At 42.7% G+C, this 17890-nt stretch carries 17 protein-coding genes; 3 read left to right on the top strand and 14 right to left on the bottom strand.

Annotation, left to right across the window (positions count from 1 at the left end):
* Window positions 1-44 precede the first annotated feature (44 nt).
* Entirely contained in the window at window positions 45-1544 is a 1500-nt protein-coding gene (gene zwf / locus LQ188_RS12705) for a glucose-6-phosphate dehydrogenase (protein WP_230176988.1), read from the top strand.
* 44 nt (window positions 1545-1588) lie between these two features.
* Here the strand turns inward: zwf and LQ188_RS12710 are convergent, their stop codons facing one another.
* Window positions 1589-1750: a hypothetical protein gene (locus LQ188_RS12710; RefSeq protein WP_230176989.1), complete on the bottom strand. Its 162-nt coding sequence runs from the start codon at window positions 1748-1750 to the stop codon at window positions 1589-1591.
* Between the two features lie 304 nt (window positions 1751-2054).
* On the opposite strand from LQ188_RS12710, the gene LQ188_RS12715 reads away from it, so the two are divergent.
* Window positions 2055-2228, top strand: a complete 174-nt coding sequence (locus tag LQ188_RS12715; RefSeq protein ID WP_034308217.1) for a hypothetical protein — start codon at window positions 2055-2057, stop codon at window positions 2226-2228.
* A 104-nt stretch (window positions 2229-2332) separates the two neighbouring features.
* Here LQ188_RS12715 and gndA read toward each other — a convergent pair whose 3' ends face one another.
* The 5 genes from gndA to mce all read right to left on the bottom strand — a co-directional run bounded on the left by gndA (window position 2333) and on the right by mce (window position 8770).
* Complete coding sequence (gene gndA / locus LQ188_RS12720) at window positions 2333-3745, bottom strand: NADP-dependent phosphogluconate dehydrogenase (RefSeq protein WP_101222501.1); 1413 nt, start codon at window positions 3743-3745, stop codon at window positions 2333-2335.
* A gap of 42 nt (window positions 3746-3787) precedes the next feature.
* Complete coding sequence (locus tag LQ188_RS12725) at window positions 3788-5062, bottom strand: DNA polymerase IV (protein ID WP_101222502.1); 1275 nt, start codon at window positions 5060-5062, stop codon at window positions 3788-3790.
* 382 nt (window positions 5063-5444) lie between these two features.
* The gene (locus LQ188_RS12730; protein ID WP_101222503.1) at window positions 5445-6566 is read right to left on the bottom strand and encodes a tripeptidase T; all 1122 of its coding nucleotides are present in this window, start codon (window positions 6564-6566) and stop codon (window positions 5445-5447) included.
* Window positions 6567-6797: 231 nt separating this feature from the next.
* Window positions 6798-8348: a carboxyl transferase domain-containing protein gene (locus LQ188_RS12735; RefSeq protein ID WP_230176990.1), complete on the bottom strand. Its 1551-nt coding sequence runs from the start codon at window positions 8346-8348 to the stop codon at window positions 6798-6800.
* Window positions 8345-8770 carry a methylmalonyl-CoA epimerase gene (gene mce, locus LQ188_RS12740; protein WP_230176991.1) on the bottom strand — a complete coding sequence of 142 codons (426 nt, stop codon included), beginning with the start codon at window positions 8768-8770 and terminating at the stop codon, window positions 8345-8347. The genes LQ188_RS12735 and mce overlap by 4 nt, the downstream gene beginning before the upstream one ends.
* Window positions 8771-8936: 166 nt before the next feature.
* Here mce and prli42 point away from each other — a divergent pair, with 166 nt between their 5' ends.
* Window positions 8937-9032 carry a stressosome-associated protein Prli42 gene (prli42, locus tag LQ188_RS12745; RefSeq protein WP_155726463.1) on the top strand — a complete coding sequence of 32 codons (96 nt, stop codon included), beginning with the start codon at window positions 8937-8939 and terminating at the stop codon, window positions 9030-9032.
* Between the two features lie 40 nt (window positions 9033-9072).
* Here the strand turns inward: prli42 and LQ188_RS12750 are convergent, their stop codons facing one another.
* The 8 genes from LQ188_RS12750 to scpA form a co-directional block, all read right to left on the bottom strand.
* Window positions 9073-9588 carry a L,D-transpeptidase gene (locus LQ188_RS12750; protein ID WP_063233115.1) on the bottom strand — a complete coding sequence of 172 codons (516 nt, stop codon included), beginning with the start codon at window positions 9586-9588 and terminating at the stop codon, window positions 9073-9075.
* Window positions 9589-9619: 31 nt separating this feature from the next.
* Window positions 9620-10609: an aromatic acid exporter family protein gene (locus LQ188_RS12755; RefSeq protein ID WP_230176992.1), complete on the bottom strand. Its 990-nt coding sequence runs from the start codon at window positions 10607-10609 to the stop codon at window positions 9620-9622.
* Window positions 10610-10800: 191 nt separating this feature from the next.
* Complete coding sequence (locus LQ188_RS12760) at window positions 10801-11523, bottom strand: amino acid ABC transporter ATP-binding protein (protein ID WP_101222507.1); 723 nt, start codon at window positions 11521-11523, stop codon at window positions 10801-10803.
* Window positions 11516-12175, bottom strand: coding sequence for an amino acid ABC transporter permease (locus LQ188_RS12765; protein ID WP_101223460.1), 660 nt, complete (start codon window positions 12173-12175; stop codon window positions 11516-11518). The genes LQ188_RS12760 and LQ188_RS12765 overlap by 8 nt, the downstream gene beginning before the upstream one ends.
* A gap of 117 nt (window positions 12176-12292) precedes the next feature.
* Complete coding sequence (locus LQ188_RS12770; RefSeq protein ID WP_101222508.1) at window positions 12293-13102, bottom strand: transporter substrate-binding domain-containing protein; 810 nt, start codon at window positions 13100-13102, stop codon at window positions 12293-12295.
* Between the two features lie 819 nt (window positions 13103-13921).
* Complete coding sequence (locus tag LQ188_RS12775; protein WP_034308239.1) at window positions 13922-14359, bottom strand: BrxA/BrxB family bacilliredoxin; 438 nt, start codon at window positions 14357-14359, stop codon at window positions 13922-13924.
* Between the two features lie 210 nt (window positions 14360-14569).
* Window positions 14570-15697 carry a methylmalonyl Co-A mutase-associated GTPase MeaB gene (meaB, locus tag LQ188_RS12780; protein ID WP_230176993.1) on the bottom strand — a complete coding sequence of 376 codons (1128 nt, stop codon included), beginning with the start codon at window positions 15695-15697 and terminating at the stop codon, window positions 14570-14572.
* Entirely contained in the window at window positions 15697-17889 is a 2193-nt protein-coding gene (scpA, locus tag LQ188_RS12785) for a methylmalonyl-CoA mutase (RefSeq protein ID WP_101222511.1), read from the bottom strand. Before scpA ends, meaB begins: the two co-directional genes overlap by 1 nt.
* Window position 17890: the final 1 nt, after the last annotated feature.

A 17890-nucleotide genomic window follows, 5' to 3' on the forward strand; every position in this document is an offset into this window, starting at 1 on the left:
TCCAACTTTATAGACAGATTTAACGGAAAGTTGAGGTTTTAAACATGACAGAAAACAATAAACCCACAGCATTGATCATGATTTTTGGTGCTACCGGAGATTTAGCGAAAAGGAAATTGTTTCCTTCCATATATCGACTATTTCAAAAAGAGAAAATCAATAAGTTCGCCGTCGTTGGAGTGGCAAGGAGGCCATTGACGAACGAGGAGTTTCAAACAAGTGTCAAGGACTCGATACTTACGTTCGGACATGCGGAAGAAAAGGTCGACGAATTCATTTCCCATTTCCATTATCACTCCCACGACGTTTCCAGCTCGGAATCATACCTGCAGTTAAAAGACATTGCCGAACAATTAGACGGACAATATCAATTAGAAGGAAACCGGATCTTCTATTTGGCGATGGCGCCTGAGTTTTTCGGAACGATTGCCGAACAGATTAAAGCACAAGGCCTGAGTGACACGGATGGATATAAGCGCCTGGTCATAGAAAAGCCATTTGGACACAGTTTCGAAACAGCACAAAAATTGAATGAGCAGATTCGAACTGCATTCGCTGAAGATGAAATCTACCGTATCGATCATTATTTAGGTAAGGAAATGGTACAAAATATCGAGGTCATCCGTTTTTCCAATGCCCTATTCGAGCCGCTTTGGAATAACAGATATATATCCAACATCCAGGTTACTTCAAGCGAAACACTTGGCGTTGAAGAACGCGGGCGTTATTATGAAACCAGCGGTGCCCTAAGGGATATGGTCCAAAACCATCTGCTGCAAATGGTGGCCTTGCTAGCCATGGAGCCTCCGATCGCTTTGACGACGGAAGAGATTCGAAGCGAAAAAGTGCGGGCATTGCGTTCACTTCGACCAATGAAAGTGGACGAAGTCAATCAATACTTCGTCCGAGGCCAGTATGGTGAAGGAACGATAGACGGTCAAACACTTCCGGCCTACCGCAATGAACATAACGTAAATCCGGAATCAAACACAGAGACCTATGTTGCGGGTAAATTGATGATTGATAACTTCCGATGGGCCGGTGTTCCTTTTTATATCCGCACCGGTAAGAGAATGGATGTCAAATCAACGAATATAGTTGTTCAATTCAAAGATATCCCAATGAACCTGTATTATAAAACGGAAGAAACACTGAACCCGAATCTTCTCGTTATCAATATTCAGCCTGACGAAGGTATCACATTGTACCTAAATGTGAAGAAATCCGGGACGACATCCAATACAAAGCCAATGAAGCTGACCGTCTCGAACAAAGGGATCGAACACATCAATTCTCCCGAGGCATATGAAAAGCTACTGTTTGACAGCATGCGCGGGGATGCTACAAACTTTACGCATTGGGACGAGGTTGCCCTCTCATGGAAGTTCGTCGATACCATTTCCAATGCATGGGAAAACACTAAAGACGAGTCTTTCCCTAACTATGAAGCTGGATCCACAGGTCCACTTGCATCCGATGAACTCCTGGCAGAAGATGGACATATTTGGTGGCAAGTCAAGAAAAACGAAAATAATAATGATTGAAATGAAGAAGGGACGCAGATTTGAATCTGCATCCCTTTTTTCATTCATGAAACACTCTTCCTCAGCAATTTATCACGGATAATATGATACATTTCCTTGGGCTTAGAGATTTCTTCCCCCACTTCCGAATTGAGCCAAAATGAAACACCGAATTCCAAGGCGATGAAAAATAAAAATATGGCTACAGCCCACCAGATGATGAACATAAGTCACCCGCTCCTTCTCTCTTCTATCTGCCTACTGTATCCTACGGTCCGTCCATCTCTTTCAATGTTTATATTCCTTTTTCCGCAGGTGTTTAAACCTAAAAAGCATGGATGAATGACATACATCATACTATGTTTTTCCTAAAAAAGGTAAATTAATTGGAACTATTTACAACTAGTTCATCTTTACCATTTTAACCCTTCCAACCTCTTTATAGAAATAGAATGGTAAGTCCTTGCTAAGGTTACACTAGAAAAGGCGCCAGTGACGGCACCACTAACTTCGATGTGGAGGGATTAAACGATGGACATTCGTGAAGGATTAATTCCAACAGCCTTGGGCACAGCCGTGACAGCTGCGGGTTATGCAATGAAGCAGACCCGTGGCTCAAACAAAATGGTAGCTAATACGGTTTTTGGTTTCGGTCTGGCACATGTTGTATTAGGGGTCATTGACCTTGTAGAGCATCGGAGATAGTAAAAAAAGAGGGCGCCAAGCGCCCTCTTTTTTTACTACAACTGGATCCCGAAACAAAAAAGCCGGTTTAAAAGGGAATCCCCTTCAAAGCCGGCTTGAACTTTTTATTTTTCCATCCATTCGGTATGGAACGTTCCTTCTTTATCAATGCGTTGATAAGTATGAGCTCCAAAATAGTCACGCTGTGCCTGAATAAGATTAGCTGGCAGCGTTTCTGTACGATAGCTGTCGAAATAGGCAAGTGCTGATGACAAGCAAGGAACCGGGATTCCATTCATCACTGCCGTTGATACTACCTCACGCAAAGCTCCTTGATAGCTTTCGACGATTCCTTGGAAGTAAGGATCTAGAAGAAGGTTGTTCAAGTTCGCTTCACGATCGTATGCTTCCTTGATTTTTTGGAGGAATTGTGCACGGATGATACATCCGCCACGGAAAATCATCGCGATGTCCCCATATTGCAAGTTCCAGTCATTTTCTTCCGATGCTGCTTTCATTTGTGCAAATCCTTGTGCATATGAACAGATTTTGCTCATATAAAGTGCTTTACGGATACTTTCGATCAAAGCCTTTTTGTCGCCTGTAAATGATTCGGCTTTTGGCCCACGAAGGATTTTACTCGCTTCAACACGCTCGTCCTTGATTGCTGAAATAAACCGGGCGAATACGGATTCCGTAATGATTGGAAGCGGAACACCAAGATCAAGCGCACTTTGACTTGTCCATTTCCCAGTACCTTTTTGGCCAGCTTTATCTAAAATGACATCGACCATCGGCTTGCCGGTTTCTTCATCATATTTTTTAAATATATCAGCAGTAATTTCAATTAAATAGCTATCAAGTTCCCCTTCATTCCATTCAGAGAAGACTTCATGCAATTCTTGAGCAGATAATCCAAGAAGATTTTTCAGAAGGAAATAAGATTCGGAAATCAATTGCATGTCTCCGTATTCAATACCATTATGTACCATTTTAACATAATGACCTGCCCCATCCGGTCCGATATACGTGCAGCAAGCATCCCCATCGACCTTAGCTGAAATGTCCTTCAAGATCGGTGCAACCAGTTCATATGCTTCTTTTTGACCTCCAGGCATGATGGATGGACCTGTCAGAGCTCCTTCTTCCCCTCCTGACACGCCTGTACCGATGAAATGGATGCCAAGCTTGCTTAACTCCTCATTGCGGCGCTGAGTGTCCTTGAAGAAGGTATTCCCTCCATCAATAACGATATCACCTTTTTCAAGTAACGGTTTTAACTGCTCGATTGTTGCATCCGTTGCCGCTCCTGCTTTAACCATCAATAAAATTTTGCGGGGTGTTTCCAAAGAATTGACGAATTCTTCAAGCGTATAAGCGGCTGTTACGTTTTTGCCTTCCGCTTCCTTCATCATTTCGTCCGTTTTTGATCCTGAGCGATTATACACGGAAATTGAATATCCCCTGCTTTCAATATTAAATGCAAGGTTCTTGCCCATTACGGCTAGTCCGATAACGCCAATCTGCTGTTTTGTCATGATTCATCTTTCCCTTCTCTATATCTTTACACAGCCTGTACGCTAATCTTTGTCAAAAGAAGGATCATTCCTCCTGGTTTGCTCAAAGAAATCTTTACTGAAGCTAGTGTCTGTTCCAATTGAACGATTTTTCAAGGGTAATCCCTTTTTAATAATATTTTCTCCGTACTTATTTTGCAAGTGTTCCATCGCTTCATACAGAGGTTCTTTTTCTGCATCCTCTTGAAAGGAGAAAATATCCAGTTGCTTGAAGGCCGACTCTTTTTCGATGACATCATAGGCAGTGACACCAAGAAGCCTGATTCCTTCCCCATTCCAATTTTTCATGAATAGATCGATAGCTCCATCCAAAATATCCTTTTTTTCAAAAACTGGATTAGGAACCGTTCTGCTTCTCGTTATAGTGCGGCGGTCTTTGTAACGGATCGTCACACCTATTTTTTGACCAAGCAGGCGTTTATTTCTCAAACGGACGGCTACCTTGCCGGAAAGCTTATCCAATACACCAATCAGTTCTTTTTGATTGGCAGAGTCATGCGGAAGAGTTGTCGAGTTCCCAATGCTCTTATGCTCAAAAATCGCTTCGGGATCCACTACTCTGGGGTCGATTCCATTAGCCCTATCTTTCAAACGAATGCCATTGATACCAAGTAGCTGTTTAAGTTGACTATCATTGGCGTGTGCTAGGTCCCTTATCGTCTTTATCCCGATAGTTTGAAGCTTTTCCGAGGTCTTATCCCCGATGCCGTGCATTTCGCCAACTTGTAAAGGCCAGAGCTTTTCCGGAATGTCCCGTTTCCTTAACACAGTGATTCCCATAGGTTTCTTCATATCGGAAGCAGTTTTGGCCAAAAATTTATTAGGGGCAATCCCGATGCTGCAAGGGAGATCCATCGTATTAAAAATTCTTTCCTGAATGCTATTGGCTATATCTAAAGGCGAACCCAACTCGGCGCATTCACTAATATCCAGATACCCCTCATCAATCGAAACCGGTTCAACCATCTCTGTATATTGCCTCAATACATCGAAAATAGCCAGTGATGCCTTTCGATAGCGCTCGAAATTCGGTTTCTGAATGACTAATTGAGGACATAGTTTTTTTGCCTGCCAAATCGGCATGGTCGTTTTAACCCCGAACTTCCTCGCCTCATAGCTGCAGGTGACGATTATCCCCCTTCTCTCTTCAACATTGCCCGCAATGGCTAGCGGTTTGCCTTTCAATGAAACATCATATGACATTTCCACTGAAGCATAGAAACTATTCATGTCTACATGGAGAATGACCCTGCCATTTTTGGGATACATGTCCTTCATGTTTGACCGTCACATCCTTGTAAAAATAAGAAACACCGGATTATAGGGACAATAAAAAACCATTTCTATTAAGGTACCCCTATTTATCTTTGGTAACCTCGGTGAAAGATGCTCCACTCCAAGAAAAACAGCCATCATGTCATTGATGACTGTAATCCTTCAATACTTTGAACGCCTTCCAAATATATACGAGTTCTTGCTGATCAATGTCGTAATCAAACGGCAATACCGATTACTTAATAAGGCACCGTTCAATGGATATAAATCAAGAATTTCACGGGTTCAATCGAAAAGGCATATCCCTTATCCTTCGCAAGAAATGCGACCACCTTTTCGATTCACTCAGGAAAACTCCTACATTACACTGTCATATTGCAGGTGATTATTCCCCTGATACTTCTTTGATGATAGCGACGACCATTTCAGCTAGCTTCGTTAATTCCTCAACCGGAATTCTTTCATTCGTAGTATGGATATCTTCATAGCCCACTGCGAGATTGACAGTAGGGATGCCAAAGCCTGCAATGACATTCGCATCGCTTCCTCCGCCGCTTTTAACCAGCTCGCATGGACGGCCGATTTTCTCTGCTGCCTTCCTTGCAATTTCGACTACATGATCACCAGCACCATATTTAAAACCAGGATACATGACGTTAACTTCAACTTCAGCACGTCCGCCCATTTCAATGGCTGCAGTCTCAAATGCCTCTTTCATTTTCGCTACCTGTATTTCCATTTTTTCAGGAATCAAGGATCTTGCTTCTGCAAGGATTTCCACATGGTCACAAACAATATTGGTTTGCTGTCCACCCTGGAAACGTCCGATATTGGCTGTCGTTTCCTCGTCGATTCTGCCTAATGGCATTCTAGAGATTGCTTTGGCAGCGATCGTAATGGCCGAAACGCCTTTCTCAGGAGCGACACCAGCGTGAGCAGTCTTGCCTAAAATGGTTGCAGACACTTTCGCCTGAGTAGGTGCAGCAACAACCACATTGCCCACTTTTCCATCACTATCAAGTGCAAAACCGAATTTAGCCGTTACAAGGGAGCGATCCAATGCCTTTGCACCAACCAAGCCAGATTCTTCACCGACTGTTATGATGAATTCGATTGTTCCATGTTCGATATTCTGTTCTTTCAACACTTTAAGCGTTTCTAGCATGACCGCTAATCCAGCTTTGTCATCCGCCCCTAAAATGGTCGTTCCGTCTGACACTATGTATCCATCTTTGATGGAAGGCTTGATTCCATTCCCTGGAACAACCGTATCCATATGGGAGGTGAAATAAATGGTATCTACGCCTTCTTTCATTCCTTTTAAAGTACATACTAAATTCCCTGCACCATGACCGGTAACTGCTGTTGTATCATCTTCAAAAACTTCTACACCCAGTGCCCCGAATTTTTCTTTCAGCACTTTGGCGATGGCTGCTTCATTTTTCGTTTCGGAATCAATCTGCACCAATTCCATAAATTCATTAACTAAACGTTCTTCATTAATCATAAAATAAAACCTCCAAAAAAGTTTTCCTCTTTAATTATACTTCTAAAAGCCGCGCCCCGGCAAATAATGTGATAGGAAGAACCAGCCTGATAAAACATGCTGGTCATTTCCCTGCCGGGGGGCCTTGTTAAAAAGGTGAATGAAGACTTAAATATTGTTTTCTTTAAAATGATAGCTTCCCAGTATGGAAAAGAGCCCAAAACAGATGGTTTGGGCTCTTTTCCATGTTGATCACAACGGGATATTTCCGTGTTTTTTCCATGGTCGAGTTTCTTTTTTGTTGCGCAGCATTTCTAGAGATTGAATGATCTTAATCCTGGTTTCACGGGGATCAATAACATCATCCACCATTCCAAGACTTGCGGCAACATATGGATTGGCGAACTTCTCACGGTATTCTTCAATTTTAGCTGCACGTGTCGCCTCCGGATCTTCGCTATTTTGTATTTCACGGGCAAAAATGATATTTGCCGCTCCAGCAGAGCCCATTACCGCAATTTCAGCATTCGGCCATGCAAACGTAAGATCCGCACCGATGGATTTACTATTAAGTGCCACGTAAGCTCCTCCGTATGCTTTACGCAGGATGATCGTCAATTTTGGTACTGTCGCTTCCGAATAAGCATACAGGAGCTTTGCACCATGGCGAATGATCCCGCCATGTTCTTGTTTAACGCCCGGGAAAAAACCCGAAACGTCTTCAAACGTAATTAGCGGAATGTTAAACGAGTCACAGAAACGAATGAAACGGGCAGCCTTATCTGATGAATCAATATCAAGCCCCCCTGCCAACACCTTTGGCTGGTTACAGACAAGCCCCACTGATTTCCCTTTGATGCGCGCCAAGCCGACAACTATGTTTTTTGCAAAACCCTCTTGAACTTCCATAAAGGAATCCTCATCGACAACCTGCTCCAATACTTTCCGGACATCATATGGACGGATCCCTTCATAAGGTACTACATCCGTTAAGTCCGGACGGTAGTCATCTCCATCGTCAGCTTCCAAAACCGGCGGCTTCTCTTCATTATTTTGTGGAAGATAGCTCAGGAGGCGTCTAACGTCTGCCAGTACTTGCTCCTCAGATGCCCCCTTGAAATGGGCATTACCGCTTATGGTATTATGTACAGTCGCTCCACCCAATCCTTCAGATGAAATCTTTTCACCTGTAACCGTTTCAATGACTTTAGGCCCTGTTATGAACATTTGGCTCGTTTTTTCAACCATGAAGACAAAGTCGGTTATGGCTGGGGAATATACGGCTCCGCCTGCACAAGGTCCCATAATAACCGAAATCTGTGGGATGACCCCTGAATAAATCGAATTCCGGTAAAATATTTGGCCATATCCGTCAAGCGAAACTACACCTTCTTGAATACGAGCCCCGCCAGAATCGTTCAAACCAATGAATGGCGCTCCATTTTCCGCTGCCAAATCCATAACATTGGCAATTTTCAGAGCATGCATTTCACCGAGTGCTCCGCCAAAAACAGTAAAATCCTGTGAAAACAGATAAATGTCGCGGCCGTTGACCTTACCGTAACCGGTGACAACCCCTTCTCCCGGCCCTTCTTCCTTTTCCATGCCAAAATTGGTATTACGGTGTTTGATAAAAGGATTAAGCTCTATGAAAGTACCCGGATCAACTAAAAGTTCAATTCTTTCCCTTGCAGTTAGTTTGCCCTTTTCATGCTGCTTATCGATTCTTTCTTCACCGCCGCCCATTTCCACTTTACGGCGTCTGTCATATAGGTCATTGATTGTATCATATATGTCTGTCATTCCTGCTCCTCCTTTGATAATGCTTGTTCACAAAGCTCATATAATACACCCGCGGTTGACTTGGGATGAACGAAAGCAACATTCGCATTGTGCGCTCCCTTTCTTGATGAGTCATCAATCATGCGCAATCCAGATTCTTTGATTTCCTTTATTCTATCTTCAATATCATCGACCCCAAGGGCAACATGATGAATCCCTTCACCGCGTTTTTCAATGAATTTGGCGATTGGGCTTGCCGGTGATAACGCTTCCAACAACTCCAAACGCGTATTGCCTGCCAGGATGAAGGCCACTTTCACTCCTTGGCTCTCCACTGTCTCGATTCCTTCAAGTTGCAATTTCAACGTTTCCGTGTAAAGCGGCAAGGCTTCATCCAGGGACTTGACGGCAATACCGATATGATCGATATTTTTAATCATCATAAAAACCTCCATGCTATGTATTATTGGATGACTCCATTAAAATACTACTAATCTTGCATAAAACCTTTTAAGATTCGGAATAATATGAACATTATACTTTTACTTGTTTCTACTAAATGTTCAAGTTAAAATAAAATCAATTAAACTGTTTTAAGGGAGAGGGCATATGGGAAACAAGAAAATCAGAAAAATCGTCGTGTATTTAATGCTTATCTCAATGTTATTAACAAGCTTATTATCAGGTATCGCATTTCTTTTGTAATAGACACCGTAATCGGGAGGGAAGCAAAGCTTCCCTCTCTTTATTTTATCGCTCCATTTTTCTTTGCTAACGTTTTGAAATCCTCGTTCGATATGGTGATCAACACCTTAGTGCCGATGGGGACTTTTTCGTACAAACGCTCTACATCGGATTTATGCATCCGTACACAGCCATTTGATATGTATTTACCAATTGATGATGGCTGATTCGTACCATGGATGCCGTAAATCCTCCCATCGGTATTTCGTGCATCGAATCCAATCCACCGCGACCCGAGAGGGTTCCTTGGATCGCCTCCAGGAATATTCTTTTTCCGGTAATATGGATTGACCGCTTTTACTTTTACCGTGAAAATCCCTTCAGGCGTCAGTTCCTGACTCTTTCCCGTACCGACCGGCAGAATCTCCTTGACCTCGTTATCATCAATGAACGCCAATTTATTGTTGGCTTTATTGATGATGATAAACGGATCGCCAGGCTTGACCGACTGAGGTTGGGCCTGTACCTGAAGCGGCCACAACGATAGCATAAGCAACAAAGAAAGGATCCATTTCATTTGTATCAATTCCTTTACTTTTTTGCTTAGTTTAAGCCAAGTGCCTCTTTTTCATTCGGTTGCTGGTCAGCTTGGGCAACCCCTTGAAAGAATGCTTCAACAATAAATAGCGCTCCATTTCCTTCATGAGCTGCAGTAATGCGGCCCTGGATTCGAACTCTTCCCGTGTCTGCGGCAGTGCCATTCCCCTAAAATGAATCTCCATTTCTTCAAGTTTTTTCAGATAAAGAATGGCCGTATTTTGCGGGTGGACGTTTTCTGCCAAATCTTCTATAAAATCAGCCACTATCCCGCTTTGCTTCACGACCAACGGAATATTCGTGACTAGGGGAAGAATTCGTTCAATTATTTCAAACTGCTTTTCACGCATTTTGAAATAATGGTAATACAGGTCTTCTTCCCTTAAAAAATGATTTTCCACATCCCTGAAGGCAAGGCTTTTGGCCTGATTAAGAAGATTGGCCGTTTCGGTGATTTCCTTACCATCCCATGTGTGATCATTATCCCTTAAGTAGCGGACAATCCCCATCAAGATCGCACTAAAATTAGTTTCGATACTTTCCTGATAGGCCAGCAGTTTGTCATCGACACTGGGCATGTACAGGTTCATGACAAGCGCCACTCCAACTCCAACTGCAATTAATATCGTTTCATTGATCAGCAGGGAAAAAGTGATGTCACCAGACCCATATAGGTGCATGATGATGACGCTGCTCGTTACAATCCCCTCATTAATCTTCAAGGCAACTGTCGTTGGAATGAAAATCAAGAGGATCAAACCTATTACCAGCGGGTGGAATGCGATGAACTGAAACAATAGGGATGCATAGGCCATTGCAATCAAACAAGCTAATAACCGGTGCCAGGAGGCATACACCGACTTCTTTTTCGTAACTTGAATGCATAAGATCGCAATGATTCCCGCAGCAGAGAAATATTCGAGATTAAGCATTTGTGCAATAATAATTGCCAGGGTGGCCCCCAAAGCAGTTTTAATCGTCCTGTATCCGATTTTAAACATTGTTATGTATCACCTGGCTCTTTCTCTATCTATTATAATACTATCAGGAAATGAGATATTTTCACAGTCCTTTGCGAGTTAAATTTCCAATTTTTCTAAATACATTCACGCAAAAATACATTATAGGAAAAAAATAAAAAAGGTAACCTAAACGTTACCTTTTTTCACAATTATATACTATTCACTTTAACTTATAAAACTTTTTCCAAAAAGTCTTTTGCACGCTGGCTTTTCGGATTGGTAAAGAATTCTTGCGGAGCACTTTCCTCAACGAGCAGACCTCCGTCCAGGAATAGTACTCGATCGGCCACTTCTTTGGCAAACCCCATTTCATGCGTTACGATCAGCATGGTCATCCCCGTATGTGCCAGTGACTTCATAACCTCAAGCACTTCTTTTACCATTTCGGGATCAAGCGCTGAAGTCGGCTCATCGAAAAGCATTACTTCCGGGTTCATTGCCAATGCCCGTGCAATAGCGACCCTTTGTTTTTGTCCGCCTGACAGTCGATTTGGATAAGCCGATTCTTTATCGGCCAAACCGACTTTAGTCAAAAGCTCACGAGCTTGTTTTACAGCCTCGGCCTTTGATAATTTTTTCACCTTCATTGGTGCATATGTCAGATTCTCCAGTACGGTTTTATGCGGAAATAAATGAAAATGCTGAAATACCATTCCGACATTTTCACGCACCTTCATGATATTGGTCTTTTTTTCAGTGATGATTTGATCTTTAAACCTGATTTGACCATCAGTTGGAGTTTCAAGCATATTGATGCAGCGCAAGAAAGTTGATTTTCCCGACCCTGATGGACCGATGATCGCTAACACTTCACCTTGCCCTATCTCGGTGCTGATTCCTTTTAATACCTCGAGCTTGCCATAGTTTTTTTTGAGTCCATCAATTTTAATCACTGCGTCTCATTCTCCTTTCAATCACTTTGCCTAAGATGGTGAGAACCATGACCATCACATAATAAATGAGGCCGGCAAATAATATCGGCTCGAAGAATTTATATGTCTCACCGCCGACAATATAAGAACGGCGCATGATATCCCCTAATCCAATAATCGTGACGACGGCTGATTCCTTCGTTAAGGAAATCAATTCGTTCACAAGGGATGGCAGGATATTCTTGATGGCCTGCGGTAGGATAATATTAAGCATCATTCCTGAATAGGGAACACCAAGTGCAAGCGAAGCCTCGCGTTGGCCTTTATCGACAGCTAAAATGCCTCCCCTGATAATTTCAGAGATGTATGCTGCTGAATTTAGCCCGAATGCTAAAAATGCTGCTTGGAACGCTTCGATTTGAATCCCTAATATTTGTGGTGAACCAAAATAAATCAGCATTAATTGCAGCACTAAAGGGGTACCGCGAAAAATGGATGTATAAAAGTCAGCAATCCAATTTAAGGGCTTGATTCTGCTGATCTTAAGTATAGATAATAATATTCCCAAAACAAATCCGATTACTGCCGCTACCGCTACAACCTTTAATGTAGTCGGTATCCCCTCCAGGATATATGGAAGGGAAGGAATAATCCTTTCAAATTCAAGATTCACTCCATTCATCCTCTCTTATGAAGGCCGTTATCGGGCCTTTCTCCTGCTTCATTTTATTAACAATAAAGCGCGGAAAAACGTTCAGAAGGCATTCTGAACGCTTTTCATCTCTCTGTTTTATTCAGTTTCACTGCCACCGAACCATTTTAATATTAATTTTTCCATTTCACCATTTTCCATCATTTTTTTCAACTCGGCATTGAATTCTTCAGTTAACTTGCTTCCTTTTTGGAAAGCGATTGCCGAACCGGCATCTTGATCACCAGACTTGATCAAATGGCCCACCAATTCTTTATTATCTTTCAAGTAGCCTTTTGCAACAGTATCTTCCATGATCACGGCGTCAAAACGTCCTGTTGACATTTCTTGAACAACCTCAGGAATACGATTCCGTTTTTCAACTTTCATCCCGATATCTTGGGATTTATTCAAGTCATTTGCCAATGTCTCCTGGATGGATGCAAGCTGTACGCCTACCGTTTTCCCTTTTAAATCTTCAACAGTTTTGATTTTACTATCCTCTGTCGTGATGATCATGTTTTTAGCTGTATAGTAAATATCACTGAAATCGACTGATTGCTCACGTTTTTCAGTTGGAGTCATTCCAGAGATAACGAAATCGACCGATTTATTTTCCAGAGCAGGCACAAGACTATTAAAGTCAATGTCCTTCACTTGGACTTCATAACCTAATTTTTTTCCGATTGCTTTAGCGATATCAATGTCAAATCCTTTGATTTCATCACTTTTAGACGTTTCAACAAATTCAAATGGCGGATAATCCGCAGATGTTCCCATTACCAGAACCTTTTTGTCTTCTTTGTCAGCTGTGTTCTTATCTTCTTTCTCTGATGTTCCGCATGCCGCTAAAATACCTACTAATAAAACAGAAGTAAGCAACAATGCTAACTGCTTTTTCAACTTCATTATTATTCCTCCAAAATGATATTTTCAATTCTCTTGTTATTAAATTCGGTTTAGTTAAATTTTGAATAACTAATATTCATACACTAATGTGTATTTTAACACACTCTAATAATTATTCAATAACGTAAATAATAGATTCATTTTTCAGAATATTAATATAACTCCATTTCTGGAATCGCGCTTTTTCCCCAAAGGGAATATTTCTGCTTCCTTATCTATCTTCTTTCCTAAATGTTCCTAACTTATGCAGATTCATTAATAAAAAAACCCGCCGATTGGGCGGGTTCAGACTGTAGACAAAATTCGAACAAAAGCCAGTTTTCATATAGTTTTTTTCTTAAAAAAGTATTTCTATTGATTCCAGAAATCTGCTCCCTTTCCGCCGACTGTCTGCCAAGCCTCCTCAGCGCAAGCGCCTGTGGGGTCTCGGCTAGCCAGTTACTCGGCAGGAGTGTCGCAAATTTCTTCCATCCATTAAGGAATACTATAAAAAAACATGAAGGATCACCTATTCTAAAACTTAGTTCGGGATGTGTCTTACAGGTTTTCTAAAAATTACATTTCTGTGATTCCAGAAATCCGCTCCCTTTCCTCCGATTGTCTGCCAAGCCTCCTCAGCGCAAGCGCCTGTGGGGTCTCGGCCCAGTTACTCGGCAGGAGTGTCGCAAATTTCTTCCATACATTAAGGTTTACTGTAATAACCACCTATGATACACTAGCTTTGTTTTAAGATCCTGTTCAGGATGAGACCATTCCGAACCTCTTTTTGTCGACAAACTAAAACCCGCCGATTGGGCGGGTTTTAGTTATCGCTATGGATTAAACTTCTTCGCAATATTGATCGAAGTAGTCTTGTAATTTTTCCACTACAGACATCGGGTGGTGTCCTTCAATTTCATGGCGCTCTATCATCGTGATGATTTTTCCATCCTTCAGCAATGCAAATGATGGAGATGACGGCGGATATCCTTCGAAATAATCACGGGCTTTCTCCGTCGCCTCTTTATCTTGCCCAGCAAAAACGGTTACAAGCTGATCTGGGCGTTTATCATTATGGATTGCATGTGCCGCTGCAGGTCTAGCTATTCCCCCAGCGCAGCCACAAACGGAATTGACCATAACAAGTGTCGTTCCTTTTTGTGCAAATACTTCCTCAACTTCCTCGGGAGTAGTCAATTCTGTATATCCAGCAGTCTTTATCTCATCGCGAGCCTGTTTGACTACGTCGTTCATTAAAAAATTAAAATCCATATTCATGGCATGTGCTCCTTCCAAGTTTTCTCTTCAATCCTATCATAACAATTGCCACTTCGTGATTCAATAAATTTACCTGTCAAAACTGCATAAACCATTTCCGAACACGTTTAAAACGAAAGGTATGCGGGAATCATGTGTGTAACAACAAGACTTACAAAAGGATGGGGCAGGCGTGGGAGACAATCCACGCCTGCCCCATCCCATTTCTTTTTAATTTGACTTAAATGTATCGGTAAAAGATTGAAAGGCCTGCTTAACAGCAGCAGTGACCGTTTTATTCCCTGACATCACTTGGTTCTCGAGAATTGGGAGAAGATTCTTGACGGTTTCATTTTTATAAAACATCGTTTTAAGCTGGTGATCCATCAATGAATAAAGCCATTCCTTAGATTGCATTCTTCTCCGTTCTTGAAAAACACCCGATTCCTTGGTCAAATCGGAAAATTCATTCATTACATCCCAAAGCTCAGGAATTCCTTTACCGGTTATCGCTGAACAAGTATATGCCTTTCCTGCCCAACCCTTTGTTGCTGGCTGAAGGAAGTGCAAGATTCTGCTATATTCGGACTTCGTCCTAATCGCCAGCGGAATGTTCTCTCCATCGGCTTTATTGACCACAATTCCGTCCACAAGTTCCAGAATCCCTTTTTTCATCCCTTGTAATTCATCTCCGGCACCTGTAAGGACAAGGAGCATGAAGAAGTCGACCATACTTCGAACTATAGCTTCACTCTGACCGACACCGACCGTTTCAATCAGTATCACATCAAATCCTGCCGCTTCACAAAGCAACATCGTTTCCCTCGTTTTGCGGTGAACTCCTCCTAGAGTGCCTTCGGATGGAGAGGGTCTTATGAAGGCATGGGGGTTTCTTGCCAACTCCTCCATCCTTGTCTTATCGCCTAGTATACTTCCGCCATTGATCGAAGAGCTTGGATCGACGGCTAGAACGGCAACCTTATGGCCCCTGTCACACAAATAGGTTCCGAACGTCTCGATGAAGGTACTTTTTCCGGCACCGGGCACTCCGGAAATCCCGATGCGAATCGAATTTCCTGTATGAGGAAGGATGCTATGCAATAATTCCTGTGCATGATCCAAGTGGTGGGATGCATTGCTTTCAACCAATGTAATCCCTTTAGCTAGCTTGGCCCTGTCACCTTTTATGATTCCCTCTTTAAGTTCATGGACCGGTATGTTTACATTATGTTTTTTGACGAATTTGCTTTTAGAAGGTTTGTTATGGCTTGCTGCTAATTCTACACCTGGCTTTAATGAAGAAGCAAAACCTTCCTGATTGTTATGATCGACCCATTCGGGCTTCTTGTCTTCACTCATTATTGAGCCACTTCCTCATATCCAAGGCGATTGTATATTTCCTGAAGCACTTTCTTTGCTGCCTGCGGAATGACCGTACCAGGTCCAAAAATGGCTGTAGCGCCATTTTCCATTAGGTAATCATAATCCTGTGCAGGGATGACCCCGCCTACGATCACTATAATGTCCTCACGTCCCAAGTTCTTCAGTTCCGTCATAAGCTGCGGCAACAATGTTTTATGGCCGGCAGCAAGCGAACTCATTCCGACTACATGCACATCATTTTCCACGGCCTGGATGGCGGTTTCTTTCGGTGTTTGGAATAATGGACCGATATCTACATCATAGCCCAAATCCGCAAACCCCGTTCCGACTACTTTAGCTCCACGATCATGACCGTCCTGACCCATTTTAGCCATTAACAATCGCGGTCTTCTTCCTTCATTTTCAAGAAACTCTTCCGTCATGCGGACGACTTCTTCAATTTCCGCTTCCTTTGAGTATGCCGAGCTGTATACACCGCTGATAGAACGGATCGTTGCTTTGTGACGTCCAGCAACCTCCTCAATCGCATCGGAGATTTCACCTAATGAAGCCCGTACTCTTGCAGCTTGCACAGCCAGTTCAAGAAGATTGCCTTCGCCAGTTCTGGCAGCCATGGATAGCGCTTGAAGGGCTTCATCCACCTTTTCCTGATCACGTTTCGCTTTTAATTCGCTCAAACGCTTAAGCTGACTTTCGCGAACTGCTGTATTATCAATCTCCAGTATTTCAATCGGATCTTCTTTTTTCAAACGATACTTATTTACACCTACGATCGTTTCATCCTGAGAATCGATTTTAGCCTGACGCTTTGCAGCGGCTTCCTCGATCCTCATTTTTGGAAGGCCGGTTTCAATAGCCTTCGCCATTCCGCCAAGGCCTTCGATTTCTTCTATGTGAGCCCAAGCCCGTTCGATCAATTCATTTGTGAGTGATTCTACATAGTATGAACCCGCCCATGGATCGATTACTTTTGTGATCCCCGTTTCCTCCTGCAGATATAACTGTGTGTTACGTGCAATTCGTGCCGAGAAATCCGTTGGCAGGGCAATGGCCTCATCCAATGCGTTCGTATGCAGGGACTGTGTATGCCCAAGTGCAGCGGCATGCGCTTCAATAAGGGTCCTTGCGACATTGTTAAACGGATCCTGCTCGGAGAGGCTCCAGCCGGAGGTTTGGGAATGGGTTCTCAATGCCATCGCTTTATTATTTTTCGGCTCGAATTGTTTCATCAGCTTTGACCAAATGAAACGAGCCGCCCGCATTTTCGAGACTTCCATGAAATAGTTCATTCCTACAGCCCAGAAGAATGACAGTCGTGGTGCGAACTTATCGATATCAATACCTGCTTTCATTCCGGTACGTGCATACTCAAGCCCATCCGCCAACGTATAGGCAAGTTCGATATCAGCCGGTGCCCCCGCTTCTTGCAGATGATAACCGGAGATGGAAATGGAATTGAATTTGGGCATATATTTGGATGTATACTCAAATATATCAGCTATGATTTTCATGGACATTTCAGGTGGGTAGATATACGTATTCCGAACCATGTATTCCTTTAAGATGTCATTTTGAATCGTGCCTGAAAGCTTATCCTGTGTTACGCCTTGTTCTTCAGCTGTCACGATATAAAATGCAAGTATGGGTAATACTGCGCCGTTCATCGTCATTGACACGGACATTTGATCAAGCGGAATGCCGTCAAATAGGATTTTCATGTCAAGAATTGAATCAATGGCAACTCCCGCCTTCCCCACATCACCGACAACGCGTGGATGATCGGAGTCATAACCGCGGTGTGTAGCTAAATCAAAGGCAACTGAGAGCCCTTTTTGCCCCATCGCAAGGTTACGTCTGTAAAACGCATTGGATTCCTCAGCAGTCGAAAAACCTGCATACTGACGTACCGTCCAAGGACGATTGACATACATCGAAGGATAAGGTCCCCTTGTAAAAGGAGCGATGCCTGGCACACTTTCCATATGCTCCAAGTCACGATTATCTTTCTCAATATAAAGCGGTTTGATTTTTATTTGTTCATTGGTTTCAAACAAAAGATCCTCAATGTTTTTCCCAACGGCTTTTTCGGCTTCCTTTTTCCATGCCTCCACCGTACCTTTAACCTCAGACTTAGCAGGATTTATAGCAGAAAAATTCGGTTTTTTCATT

It is taken from the genome of Peribacillus sp. Bi134, assembly GCF_918698065.1.
Taxonomy (GTDB): Bacteria; Bacillota; Bacilli; order Bacillales; family DSM-1321; genus Peribacillus.